The organism is Streptomyces sp. NPDC050703 (assembly GCF_040654435.1).
Taxonomy (GTDB): Bacteria; Actinomycetota; Actinomycetes; order Streptomycetales; family Streptomycetaceae; genus Streptomyces.
Genome location: NZ_JBFAHX010000015.1, coordinates 51537 through 63890 on the forward strand (window position 1 = coordinate 51537; position 12354 = coordinate 63890).

Sequence of the window (12354 nt, forward strand, 5' to 3'; positions counted from 1 at the left end):
AGGCTGACGCGCCCGCGTCACAGCCGCTGCGGTGCCGCGCGCGCCACGTGTGCCGCCGCCCTCCGCGACCCCGCCGATCTCCTAGTCCATGCCGGCGAGGAGATCGGCGAACGCTTCCGGGAGGCCGGTCGCGGTCAGCCGGTCCCGCACCGCCTCGCGCGTGACGGCGCGATGGCGGACCGTACGGCCCGTGGCGCGGGTGAACGTGGCGGCGACGTCGGCGTCGATGGACGACATCGCGGCGGCGGCCGGGGCCGGGGCCGGGAAGGGCACGCCGCTCCGCCGGTTCGGCGACCGCGTCGGGCTCGTCAAGGCGCTCGTGGAGCGGCGCCCCTCTCCCCCCCCCCCGCCCACGCACTGCCGTCCGCAGCGACCCGACCGAACACCTCACCATGAACGGCGCTCCCCCGGACCGCAGCCGCGCGGGAGTCACCACCCTCGCACGCGCCGCCCTGCGGCGTCCGGATACAACCGGCCGGCCCGCGCGGGCGGCCTACACTGCCCGCCTCCGACGAAAGGCGGAAGGTGACACTCACGCCGACCCCGCCCGCGGCTCCCGGCCTGCTGGTTCACCCGGTACGAGCCGGCCCCGGGGCCGGACCCGGACCGGGGCCTCGGATGAGCCGTCGGCTCACCAGATCCGGACCCGCTCCTCCGGGTCCAGCCACAGGCCGTCGCCCTTCGTCGTGCCGAACGCCTCGTGGAACTCGTCGAGGTTGCGGACGATGTTGGCGCGGAACTCCGGCGGGGAGTGCGGGTCGATCGTGAGGTACTGCTGCTCCTGCTCCTTGCGGCGCTTGGTGCGCCAGCAGTACGCCCAGTTCATGAAGAGCCGCTGGGAGCCGGTCGTGCCGTCCTCGCCGCGCGGCATCGGCGCCCCGTCGAGCGCGATGAGGTACGCCGTGTGGCCGATGGTCAGGCCGCCGAGGTCACCGATGTTCTCGCCGACCGTCAGGGAGCCGTTGACGTGCTCGCCGGGCAGGTTGCGCGGCGAGAAGGCGTCGTACTGCTCGATCAGCGCCTTCGACTTCGCCTCGAACGCGGTCTTGTCGTCGGCGGTCCACCAGTCGTTGAGGTTTCCCGCCCCGTCGTACTGCGCGCCCTGGTCGTCGAAGCCGTGGCCGATCTCGTGGCCGATGACCGAGCCGATGCCGCCGTAGTTCTCCGCGGGGTCGGCGTCGGGCGAGAAGAACGGCTTCTGCAGGATGCCCGCGGGGAAGCAGATCTCGTTGGTGCCCGGGTTGTAGTACGCGTTCACCGTCTGCGGCAGCATGAACCACTCGTCGCGGTCGACCGGCGAGCCGATCTTCGCGAGCTCGCGGTCCGACTCAAAGGCGGCGGCCGCCTGCGCGTTGCCCAGCAGGTCGTCGGCGCTGACCCGGAGCGCGGAGTAGTCGCGGAAGGTGTCGGGGTAGCCGATCTTCGGCCGGAAGGTGGCGAGCTTCTCGTACGCGCGCTCCTTCGTCTCGTCCGTCATCCAGTCGAGACGGGCGATGGACTGCCGGTAGGCCTCCAGGAGGTTGGCCACCAGGTCGTCCATCATCGCCTTGGAGGACGGCGGGAAGTGCCGTGCCACGTACTCCTTGCCGACGGCCTCGCCCATGGCGCCCTCGACGAAGGAGACGGCGCGCTTCCAGCGGGCGCGCAGCTCGGGCGTGCCGTTGAGGGTGCGGCCGTAGAACTCGAAGTTCACGCGCACGAACTCGTCCGGCAGGTACGGCGCGCAGGCGCGCAGGACCCGCGTCGTCGCCCAGTCCCGCCACCGCTCGATCGGCACCTCGGTGAGAACGGCGGAGAGGTGGGAGAGGTAGGACGGCTGGCGCACGCACGTCTCGGCGATGGTCGCGTCCGAGCCGCCGAGGCCGGCCACATAGCCGCTCCAGTCGAACTCGGGTGCGAGGGCGACCAGTTCGTCGTAGGTCGTGAGGTTGTAGGTCTTCAGGACGTCACGCGTGGCCGCCCGCTCCCAGTGCCCGGAGGCGAGCCTGGTCTCCAGTTCGAGGACCGACTTCGCGGCGGCCTCCGGCTCGGCGTGCTTGCCGAGGGTAAGCAGTTCGGTGAGGTGCGCGACGTACTTCTCGCGGACCTCGGCGAACTTCTCCTCCCGGTAGTACGACTCGTCGGGCAGGCCGAGGCCGCCCTGGAGGACGTTGAAGAGGTAGCGGTCGGAGTCGCGGTCGTCGGAGTCGATGTACGAGCCGAAGAGACCCGAGCCGCCGACGCGCTCGAAGCGGCCGAGGAACGCCGCGAGCCCGCGGACGTCCCGCAGCGCGGCGACCTCGTCGAGCAGTGGCTGCGCGGGGCTGAGGCCGCGGGCTGCGATGGTCCCCTCGTCCATGAAGGAGGCGTACAGCGCGGCGATCTTCTGGGCCTCTTCGGCGGAGGCGCCCTCGCCGGCCGGGGTGTCGGCCAGGTCCTGGATGATCTCCTTCACCTGCTGCTCGGCCGTGTCGGCGAGCTGCACGAAGGGGCCCCAGCTGGAGCGGTCCTCCGGGATCTTCTCCGTGTCGAGCCAGCGGCCGTTGACGTGTCCGAAGAGGTCGTCCTGCGGTCGGATGTCGAGGTTCATGCCCGGGCGGGCGTCATCCAGAATGCTCATCCTGGCAGCCTATGCGAGCGATCAGCCCGGCACGAAGGGCTTGTGCCCGGCAGAACACGGCGGATCGGCGCTCGTGGGGCTTCCACGCGGTTCCCACGGCATTCCTACGGGGTTCGCGCGGCCTGCTGGTGGCGTGGCTCACGTGGTGACTCGCCCGCAAAACGTCCCAATCGGAGCGATAAAGTATCGCGTCAGCCTTGTCCCCCCACTGCCTCACCGGGAGCACCTCCGTGACCGTAGCCATGGCCCCTTCCGACGCATTCTGGTCGCCCGAGGAAGCGGAGGGACCCGAGGAGCCGGCGTCCGCCTCTCCCGCGGACGCGGAGTCCCCCTCGCCCTCGGCCGGCGAGGCCGGGCCCGCCGACGCCGCGCGTCTGATCTCCGAGGACGCCCGCGCCTTCGGGGCCTACGCGCGCACCGGCGGCTGGGCCTTCGGCCTGAAGGTCGCCCGCAGCGTCCGGCCCGGCGGGCAGGGCGCGGGCGAGACGCCGAAGATCTCCGCCAAGGAGTTCGCGGAGCTCGCGGGGTGCTCGGCCGAGCGCGTCATGCGGTACTACAAGGCGTGGGACAAGGCCGCCGACGACGGCATGGTGCCGCACTTCGAGGCGCTCACGCCCGGCATGGAGGTGGAACTGCCCGACGCCGACGCCTGGACGACGTACTACGCGTCGCGCTCCAGCGCCCTGACCCCGCGCGGCAACGCGATCTCCGAGGCCGCCGAGGCCGAGGGCATCCGGCCCACCAAGGCCCTGGAGGTCGCCGAGAACCCGACCGCCCTGCGCGCCGCGATCCTCGCCGACCCCGGCACCGCGGAGGCGGCCCGCAAGGCGCTGATGGACCGCATCGACGAGGACCCGGCGCTCCGCACGGAGCTGGTCCGCGACATCGTCCGCACCGACGACCTGAAGAAGGCCGTCGCCGCCGGGTCCAAGGCGGGCGACCGCGTCGACTACGTCCGCCAGATCGTGGAGAAGGGCCAGGTCAAGACGCCCGCGGGCCAGCTGATCGACGCCCCGGCCGAGCTGCGCGAGGAGGCCGAGCGGCACCTGTCCCTCATCGACGAACTCGACGAGGGCGAGGACTCGGGCGAGTGGGCGCGCGAGGCGTACGACACGGTGCGCGACCTGATCGCGGAGACCGTGCAGAGCAACCCGGAGCTGCGGGTGCGGGAGCGCCGCGCCAAGTTCTACAGCAGCCTGCAGAAGGCGACGAAGGTCTTCGAGGAACTGACCTTCGACGACGTCGACGACATCGACGACATCTACGAGGACGACATGGTCGAGCGGCTGGAGGACCTGCGGCAGGCCATCGGCGCGTGCATCGCCGCGCTCCAGTCGGCCACCACGCAGGGGCAGGCCCCCGTCGTGCCCGCGCAGCAGGGTCCCGCCGACGCCTCGCCGGAGCGGCGGGAGCACAGCCCGGCCTGACCTTCGCGGCCCGGGGCGAGCACGCCGGCCCGCGGCCACGAGACGCGGGGCGACGTCCTGGTGCCGCGCGGGGCGTCACGCCGAGGCCCCGCGCGGCACGGCGGTCGTCTCCCGCGCCGAGACGGCGGACGCGATCGCGGAGGCGGTGGGACGGTCGGACGCGGCGGTCAGGGCGTGAGGGTGATGCGGACGCCGACCGTTCCGTCCAGGCCGCGCCGCATCCGGCTGCCGAGCAGGGTGAGGAAACCGATGAACTTGTACTTGCGGACGATGAGGGTGCGGTAGCGCGCGGTCACCTCGGGCGGGCAGACCTCCGCGGTCGCGGGCACCTGCGCCCCGGTCGGGTTGCCCCGTACGTCACAGGGTCCGACCAGGACGTCCGGGCGCCTGCGGATGCGCTTCACCTTCCAGGAGTCACCGACCGTCCAGATGCCGAGCGCGTCCCCGTCGAGGACGACCCAGACCGGGCTCGGCACCAGGGTGCCGTCCTTCCGGTAGCTGCTGACCAACAGGTATTTTCCGCTGCCGAGTCGGGTGAGCTGGGCGTCGGGAGTACCGGGGGTGTCAGGAGTGTCGGTGGCGTCGTCCATGACGGGAGTCTAGGCCGCCTGTCCGGCCGGGGCGCCGCCCGTAACCGTTAATGTTGGTTACATGTCCTCATCCGCGTCCCCCGGCATCCTCATGCGCTCCCACACCGGTGCCGGCTACCGCTTCGACCCGGGCGCGCTCTGCCTCGAACTGCTGACCACCGGCGGTATCGGCGAGTTCCGGCGGTACGAGATGCTGCACGCCCCCGACGACCTCGCCGCGTGGGCCGAGCGCTCGCGCCTCACGCCGACGCCCGGCCTCCGGGTGTCCGGGGCGGAGGTGGCGGACGCCCGGCGGCTGCGCGACGCCCTGTGGCGCGCGATGACCGCCCGCGCCCTCGACGAGACGCCGGCCCCCGCCGACATCGCCGCCGTCAACGAAGCCGCCGCCCGCCCGCCGCTCATCCCGGCGATCGGCCCTGACGGGAAGCGGGCCTGGGCGGGGGACGCCGACGGGACGGGACTGCTCTCCACCGTCGCGCGCGACGCCGTGGACCTGCTGACCGGCCCCTTCGCCCACCGCATCCGCATGTGCGCCTCCGACAACTGCTACCTCGTCTACGTCGACACCTCCCGCCCCGGCCGGCGCCGCTGGTGCTCGATGGAGCACTGCGGCAACCTGCACAAGGTACGGACGCTGCGCGCGCGCCGCTCCGAGGAGGACCGAGGCCCGGTACAGGCCCCGCGGGACGTGTGAGGCCCGGCGGTCACGTCACGCGCCGACGCCCCCTGGGCCGACCGGCTCGCCCCGAGCCGTACGGAAGCGCGCGGCGTACGCGGACGGGGTCGTCCCCAGGTGCCGGGCGAAGGCCCTGCGGAGCGTTTCGTCGCTGCCCAGGCCGCTGCGCAGGGCGGCGTCGGTGACCGAGGCGCCGTGTTCGAGCAGGATGCGGGCGGCCTCCAGGCGTATGGCCTCCACGTGGACGGCGGGGGTGCTGCCGACCTGCTGGACGAAGAGCCGGTAGACGTGCCGGCCGCTGAGACCGGCCCGCGCGGCCAGCGCACGCAGGCTGTGGTCGGCCGCCGGGTCGGCGGCGATGGCGTCGAGGAGCGGACGCAGCACCGGGTGGCGTGTCGTCGCGGTGCGGGACGCCGCCGAGAACTGGGACTGGCCGCCGGGGCGCTGGAGGAAGACGACCAGGTCGCGGGCGACCCGGCGGGCCTCGTCGGGGCCGTGGTCCTCCTCGACGAGCGCGAGGCACACGTCGATGCCCGCGGTGACGCCCGCCGAGGTCAGGACCGGGCCGTCCTGGACGTAGATGGCGTCCGGCGTGACGGTCACGTCGGGGTGGGCGCGGGCCAGGTCGTCGGCGTACTCCCAGTGCGTGGTCGCCCTGCGGCCCCGCAGCAGCCCGGCCGCCGCGAGGGCGAACGCCCCGGTGCACACCGACGCCACGCGGCCGGCGCCGGGGGCGAGCCGGGCCACCAGGTCCACGAGTCCCGGGCGTTCGTCGAGGAGGCGCAGGTCGGCGGGGCCGGGGACGATGAGCGTGTCCACCCGGCCGGCGTCGGCCGCCGGCAGGTCGGCGGCGATGCGCAGCCCGGTGGAGGTCGTGACGTCGCGTCCGTCGGGCGTGCAGACCCGCACCCGGTAGGCGCCGGTGGTGCGGGCCGCCGTGTGGAAGACCTCCAGCGGCGCGGCCACGTCGAGGAGACGGGCGCCGTCGAAGGCCAGGACGAGGACGTCATGGACGCGCTGGGAGCGGGGCATGGGCTCAGCGTAGGCGGCGCGTACGCCTGCATCTGTGGTGTCCGGATCTGTGGGCTTCCTGTCCCTGGAGACATGGCGGGCACGGGTCGTCTGCCCCAGGCTTGAGTGACCGCAGGCCCGAGCACCACTCGGCCGATCGACAGGAGCCGCCCGATGAACGCCCAGCCACCCTCCTCCGCCGCCGGCATCTCCGTTCCGGACTCCAAGCTGGCCGCTGAGGCGACCGAACTCGTCCGTGACGTGACGGACGACTTGATCTACCACCACTCCCGCCGCGTCTACTGGTTCGGCAGCCTGCAGGGCCGGAACCGCGGCCTGCGCTTCGACCCCGAACTCCTGTACATCGGCGCCATGTTCCACGACCTGGGTCTCGGCGAGCGCTTCCGTTCCAGTGGGCGCCGCTTCGAGGTCGACGGCGCCGACGAGGCGCGCCGCTTCCTGGAGAGCAGGGGCGTGCCGGAGGACGGTGTGCGGCGCGTCTGGACGGCCATCGCGCTGCACACGACCCCCGGCATCCCCGCGTACATGGAACCGGAGGTGGCCCTGGTGACCGCCGGGGTCGAGTACGACGTACTCGGCATCGGTTTCGACGACGTCAGCGCGGCCGACCGCACCGAGATCACCGCGCTGCATCCGCGCCCCGACTTCAAGCGGCGCATCCTGCGGGCGTTCACCGACGGCATCGCGCCGAAGCCGGAGACGACGTTCGGCAATGTGAAGGCCGATGTCCTGGAGCACTTCGTGCCCGGCTTCACGCGGGGCGACTTCGTACGGGTGATCCAGGACTCTCCCTGGGACGAGTAGCGCGGACGCGTGGCGCGGACGGTGGCGGCCCGGCAACCCGGCGCCCCGGCCCGGTCGCCGTCAGGGCCTGACGGCCTCCAGCGCCTGGGCGAGGGAGGCACAGAAACGGGCCTGCCGTCGGGCGCTCGGCGGCAGTTCGGGGTTCCAGGGCAGGGTTCGGACGCCCGGTCCCAGGGCGTCGCCGAGTTCGGCCGCGTTGCCGCGTACGTCGGTGAGTACGAGGTCGGGTTCGAGGGCGGCGGCCTCGGCCCACGTCGTCGTGGACCAGTTGCCGCTCTGCCCCGGCGCCGGGTCCACGAGTCCGACGCCGAGGCCGGCGAGCGCGGCCAGGTCGGGCCAGGCGTAGGGCCTCGCCAGGTGGACGGAGTCCGCGTCCGCCGGGGAGAGGGCGAGCACGCGCGGCCGTACCGGACCGGCCGCGGCCTCGCTCAGCCCGGCCTCCGCGGTCGCGAGCACGTGCTCCGCCTCGGGCTGTGCGGGAGCGCCCAGGCTGCGGGCGAGGGCGGTGACGCGGCCCCTGATGCCGGCGAGACTGCGGCCACGGCCGACGTCGAGGACGACGAGCGGGACCCGCTCCTCCAGGTGCTTGGCGGCCTCCGGATCGATGCCGTAGACCTGGCCGCCGCCGTAGGTGAGGGCGACGATGAGGTCGGGCTCCGCGCCGAGCAGCGCCTCGGTGTCCAGCGCGGCCCCTGCCCCGAAGTAGGTGACGTCCGGCAGGGGCAGGTCCCCCGACTTGGCGGGGTCCGGCACGGCCGGGTCGTCGTGCGCGGAACCGAAGACGCCGAGCGGGCGTATGCCGTGGTCGTGCAGTGCCGCGCCGGTCGGCAAGTAGGCGACGAGGCGGGCCGGGCGCCCCGGCGCCCTCACCAGATGGCCCCGGTCGTCGGTGAACTCCCATGCACGGGCGGTCTCGTGTGCCATGGTGCGACTCCTCCTGCTGCTCCCGTACCACGGCCCGGCCCCTCGCGCCCCTGCCCGGCCGCGCGGCCTCCACCGTGGCCGTACCGGAGCTACCTGCCCGGGCCCATGGCGCGGTACACAGGGTCCCGGGGGGCGCCGAGCCCCGGAGCGCGAGTTCACCGCGAGCTCGCCGGGAACCGAGCTGACCGAGCGGCGACCGGAGGGGGCGGCGAACTGAGGGGCCCGGGCGGGGGTCGTGCCTAGCGGTCGGGGGCGCGGAGGGCACCGCGTCACCGCGTGATGGCTCCCAGCAGCGCCTTGGCGCACAGGTCCCTGACCTCTTCCCGCGTGAGCCCGGGTTCCTCCAGCCACTCCAGGCAGACCGCCACCATGAACGCCAGCCAGCCCCGGACCGCCAGTCGCAGCGCCGGGGGGTCCTGGATGGTCTCCGTGGCGGACGGGTCCGCCGCGAGGGCCGCGAGGATCTGCCGCTCCTGGGCCGCGAGGCCCTGCGCGTAGACCTCGCGGACCAGCGGGTCACCGGTCGCCTCCGCCCGGTGGAAGGCCCGGAAGCCCTGCGCGTGGCTCTCCACGTAGCCGAGGAACGCGTCGAGCCCCGTGGTGATCTGCTCGCGCACGGGCAGGCCCGGCTCGGCGGCGGTCAGGCGCAGCATGCGCACGCTCTCACGCCGGACGACGGCGGCGAAGAAGTCCCGTTTGGTCGGGAAGTAGTGGTAGAGGAGTCCGCGCGACACGCCCGCGATCTCCGCGACCCGCTCGATCCACACGTCGTCGTAGGGCTTCTGCGCGAACAGCCGCGATCCGACGGAGAGCAGCTGCTCACGCCGCTCCTCGCTGGTCAGTCTGCGACGCGTGCGCTCCTGCGGGGTGGCGGACATGGGAAAACCTTACTTGACGCGAATTCAATAGCGGGCCCAGACTGGGGAGCCCTGTTGAATCCACGTACAACAGGCCCAACGGGCCGCTGTGACAAGGGGAGATGGCGCGCATGGCGCAGACGACGCGGCCCGCGGCGGAGCAGGCGGGCCCGGCCGCTCCCCTGCCCAAGGGGTTCCGCAGCGCGGAGCTGGGCTGGCCCGAGCTGCACCGCATACCGCGTCCGCCGTACCGCCTCCCGCTGCTCGGTGACGTCGTGGGGGCGAGCGTGCGCACACCGCTGCAGGACTCGATGCGGCTGGCCGAGCGGCTCGGGCCGATCTTCCGGCGCAGGGCGTTCGGCAAGGAGTTCGTGTTCGTGTGGGGCGCCGATCTCGCCGCCGACCTGGCGGACGAGTCGCGGTTCGCCAAGCACGTGGGCCTGGGTGTGGCCAACCTCCGCCCGGTGGCGGGCGACGGGCTCTTCACGGCGTACAACCACGAGCCCAACTGGCAGCTGGCCCACGACATACTCGCGCCCGGGTTCAGCCGCGACGCGATGGCGGGCTACCACCCGCTGATGCTCGACGTCGCGCGGCAGCTCACGGACCGCTGGGACGAGCGGGAGTCGGCGGGGCGCGCGGTGGACGTGCCCGGTGACATGACCAAGCTGACGCTGGAGACGATCGCCAGGACCGGCTTCGGGCACGACTTCGGGTCCTTCGAGCGGGCGGCCCCGCACCCCTTCGTGACGGCGATGGTCGGCACGCTCTCCTTCGCCCAGCGCCGCAACGTCGTACCGCCCCTGCTCTCCCCGCTGCTGCGCCGCGCGAACCGGCGCAACGACGCCGACATGGCCCACCTCAACCGCACCGTCGACGCCGTGGTGGCGGCCCGGCGTGCCTCCGGCGGCTCGGGCGCCCACGGCGACCTGCTCGACCGCATGCTCGACGTGGCCCACCCGGAGACGGGGGAACGGCTGTCCGCGGAGAACATCCGCCGCCAGGTCATCACCTTCCTCGTCGCGGGGCACGAGACGACGTCGGGCGCCCTGTCGTTCGCCCTGCACTACCTCTCGCGCTCCCCGGACGTGCTCGCACGCGCGCGTGCCGAGGTCGACGAGGTCTGGGGGCGGGACGGGGAACCCGCGTACGAGCAGGTGGCCAAGTTGCGCTATCTGCGCAGGGTGCTGGACGAGTCGCTGCGGCTCTGGCCGACCGCTCCCGGCTTCGCCCGCGAGGCGCGTGCGGACACCGTGCTCGGCGGCGTGCACCCGATGCGCCGGGGCGCGTGGGCGCTGGTCCTCGCCACGATGCTGCACCGGGACCCGGCCGCGTGGGGCGAGCACCCCGAGAGGTTCGACCCCGACCGGTTCACGCCTTCGGCGGTACGGGCCAGGCCCGCGCACGTCTTCAAGCCCTTCGGCACCGGGGCGCGGGCCTGCATCGGGCGTCAGTTCGCGCTGCACGAGGCGACCTTGGTGCTCGGCCTGCTGCTGCGCCGCTACGACCTGCACGCCGATCCCGGCTACCGGTTGCGGGTCGTGGAGCGGCTGACCCTTATGCCGGACGGACTCACCTTGCGGCTCACGCGCCGCGCCCCGGCCGCGTAGAGGCGCCATTGTCAGACCCTTGCGCCACAGTGGAGGTGGGCATCGTCGCGATGCCGCCACGCCACCCAGCGCAGAGGAGTCGCTCGACATGACCGGCACGACGTCCGAGGAACTGCTCGCCGCCCAGGCCTGCTTGCGCCTGCTGCACACGGCGCGCGCCGCGCTGTCCGACGCCTCCGAGGTCCCCCCGGCCGCCGCGGCCACGCTGCTGGCCGGGCCGATCGCGGAAGCCGACGCGGCGCTGCGCCGCGCGGGCCTCACGGGCAACGAGGCGGCGCTCATCGACCGTATGTACGACCTGTCGCCCCACCCGCCGGCCGTCCCACCGGCCCCGCCGGCCCAGCGATCACCGCAGGGCGCGCCGGTGCGTCCCCGGGCGCGGGAGGGGAGCCAGTCATGAGCGGACGTGACGACGAGAACGGCGCAGGCGCGGAGGGCAACGCCTCGTACGGCCACAAGGAGTTCAAGCGCTCGAAGAGCCACTTCGCGGACCGGGTCACCGCCGACGGCAGGGACGGCTGGCCGGTGGAGGCCGGGCGGTATCGCCTGGTGGTGAGCCGGGCCTGTCCCTGGGCGAGCCGCGCCCTGGTCTCGCGGCGGCTGCTCGGCCTGGAGGACGCCCTGTCCCTGGGCGTCACCGACCCCGTCCAGGACGACCGGAGCTGGCGGTTCACGCTGGACCCCGACGGCCGCGACCCCGTCCTCGGCATCCGGTATCTGAGCGAGGCGTACGACGCGCGGGAGAGCCGCTATCCGGGCGGCGTCAGTGTCCCCGCGCTCGTGGACGTGCCCAGCGGCAAGCTCGTCACGAACGACTATCAGCAGCTCACCCTCGACTTCGCCACGCAGTGGACGGCGCTGCACCGCGAGGGGGCGCCCGACCTGTACCCGGAGCCGCTGCGCGACGAGATCGACGAGGTGATGGACGGCATCTACCGCGACGTGAACAACGGCGTCTACCGCGCGGGCTTCGCGCCCGACCAGAAGGCGTACGAGGCGGCGTTCCACGACGTCTTCCGCCGTCTGGAGGCGACGTCCGAGCGGCTGGCGACCCGGCGCTATCTGGTCGGCGACACCCTCACGGAGGCGGACATCCGCTTCTTCACCACGCTGGTGCGGTTCGACGCGGTGTACCACGGCCACTTCAAGTGCAACCGGAGGAAGTTGACCGAGGACCCGGTGCTCTGGGCGTACGCGCGCGATCTGTTCCAGACGCCAGGCTTCGGCGACACGGTCGACTTCGACCACATCAAGCGGCACTACTACCAGGTGCACTCGGGCATCAACCCGACCCGTGTCGTGCCGCTCGGCCCCGACCTCGGCGGCTGGCTCACGCCGCACCACCGCGAGGAGCTGGGCGGGCGTCCGTTCGGCGAGGGCACGCCGCCCGGACCGGTTCCCGCGGGTGAGGAGGTGCCCGCGACCGGAAGGCCCTGACAGCCGGTCCGCCGACCTAGCCGAGCCTCCAGGTGAATTTGTCGCCGCCCACCCACCGAACGGTGTCCGGGTCGTCGAGGTCGTGCACGGTGATGCCCGCCATGGCGGCCGCGTCCAGGACGTCCGTGACGGTCTTGGCCTTGCCCACCACCTCCCCGTCGATCTCCACGATGCGGAACGGCGGGGTGCCGGCCTGGACGCCGAGCACGGTGATCCGGGGGTTCGCCATGTACAGGTACGCGCTTTCGGTCATGCCTGGACTCTTCCACGGCGCGCCGCGAACCCGCCTCGGCGCTCGGCCGCTCGGGCTACGTGGGGGCTGCCGTCACCCCTGGTGGGGCGGGCGCCGGGCGCGGACCCAAGGCGTCGCTCGGCGCGCGGAGTTCGCGGCGGCGCCG

General features: G+C 73.3%; 13 protein-coding genes. 6 read left to right on the plus strand and 7 right to left on the minus strand.

The window, feature by feature from the left end:
* Positions 1-81: 81 nt before the first annotated feature.
* Together AB0I16_RS16465 and AB0I16_RS16470 are read right to left on the minus strand one after the other, a co-directional pair.
* Complete coding sequence (locus AB0I16_RS16465) at positions 82-273, minus strand: hypothetical protein (RefSeq protein WP_363250075.1); 192 nt, start codon at positions 271-273, stop codon at positions 82-84.
* 358 nt (positions 274-631) lie between these two features.
* Positions 632-2599, minus strand: a complete 1968-nt coding sequence (locus tag AB0I16_RS16470; protein WP_363250076.1) for a M13-type metalloendopeptidase — start codon at positions 2597-2599, stop codon at positions 632-634.
* Between the two features lie 230 nt (positions 2600-2829).
* Here AB0I16_RS16470 and AB0I16_RS16475 point away from each other — a divergent pair, with 230 nt between their 5' ends.
* Complete coding sequence (locus tag AB0I16_RS16475; RefSeq protein ID WP_363250077.1) at positions 2830-4026, plus strand: hypothetical protein; 1197 nt, start codon at positions 2830-2832, stop codon at positions 4024-4026.
* Positions 4027-4193: 167 nt separating this feature from the next.
* On the opposite strand, the gene AB0I16_RS16480 is transcribed toward AB0I16_RS16475, so the two are convergent.
* Complete coding sequence (locus AB0I16_RS16480; RefSeq protein WP_363250078.1) at positions 4194-4616, minus strand: PPOX class F420-dependent oxidoreductase; 423 nt, start codon at positions 4614-4616, stop codon at positions 4194-4196.
* 61 nt (positions 4617-4677) lie between these two features.
* On the opposite strand from AB0I16_RS16480, the gene AB0I16_RS16485 reads away from it, so the two are divergent.
* Entirely contained in the window at positions 4678-5310 is a 633-nt protein-coding gene (locus AB0I16_RS16485) for a CGNR zinc finger domain-containing protein (protein WP_363250079.1), read from the plus strand.
* Positions 5311-5325: 15 nt separating this feature from the next.
* Here the strand turns inward: AB0I16_RS16485 and AB0I16_RS16490 are convergent, their stop codons facing one another.
* Positions 5326-6324: a DJ-1/PfpI family protein gene (locus tag AB0I16_RS16490; protein ID WP_363250080.1), complete on the minus strand. Its 999-nt coding sequence runs from the start codon at positions 6322-6324 to the stop codon at positions 5326-5328.
* A 153-nt stretch (positions 6325-6477) separates the two neighbouring features.
* Here AB0I16_RS16490 and AB0I16_RS16495 point away from each other — a divergent pair, with 153 nt between their 5' ends.
* Positions 6478-7128 carry an HD domain-containing protein gene (locus tag AB0I16_RS16495; RefSeq protein ID WP_363250081.1) on the plus strand — a complete coding sequence of 217 codons (651 nt, stop codon included), beginning with the start codon at positions 6478-6480 and terminating at the stop codon, positions 7126-7128.
* A 60-nt stretch (positions 7129-7188) separates the two neighbouring features.
* Here the strand turns inward: AB0I16_RS16495 and AB0I16_RS16500 are convergent, their stop codons facing one another.
* Positions 7189-8052, minus strand: a complete 864-nt coding sequence (locus AB0I16_RS16500; RefSeq protein WP_363250082.1) for an ABC transporter substrate-binding protein — start codon at positions 8050-8052, stop codon at positions 7189-7191.
* Between the two features lie 269 nt (positions 8053-8321).
* Complete coding sequence (locus tag AB0I16_RS16505; protein WP_363250083.1) at positions 8322-8930, minus strand: TetR/AcrR family transcriptional regulator; 609 nt, start codon at positions 8928-8930, stop codon at positions 8322-8324.
* Between the two features lie 110 nt (positions 8931-9040).
* On the opposite strand from AB0I16_RS16505, the gene AB0I16_RS16510 reads away from it, so the two are divergent.
* From AB0I16_RS16510 to AB0I16_RS16520, 3 genes are all read left to right on the plus strand, one after another.
* Entirely contained in the window at positions 9041-10519 is a 1479-nt protein-coding gene (locus AB0I16_RS16510) for a cytochrome P450 (protein WP_363250084.1), read from the plus strand.
* Positions 10520-10607: 88 nt separating this feature from the next.
* Complete coding sequence (locus AB0I16_RS16515; RefSeq protein ID WP_363250085.1) at positions 10608-10919, plus strand: hypothetical protein; 312 nt, start codon at positions 10608-10610, stop codon at positions 10917-10919.
* Positions 10916-11956, plus strand: a complete 1041-nt coding sequence (locus AB0I16_RS16520) for a glutathione S-transferase C-terminal domain-containing protein (RefSeq protein WP_363250086.1) — start codon at positions 10916-10918, stop codon at positions 11954-11956. Before AB0I16_RS16515 ends, AB0I16_RS16520 begins: the two co-directional genes overlap by 4 nt.
* Before the next feature lie 16 nt (positions 11957-11972).
* Here AB0I16_RS16520 and AB0I16_RS16525 read toward each other — a convergent pair whose 3' ends face one another.
* On the minus strand, positions 11973-12209 hold the full coding sequence (locus AB0I16_RS16525) for a hypothetical protein (protein WP_363250087.1): 237 nt from the start codon (positions 12207-12209) through the stop codon (positions 11973-11975).
* Between the last annotated feature and the right edge of the window lie 145 nt (positions 12210-12354).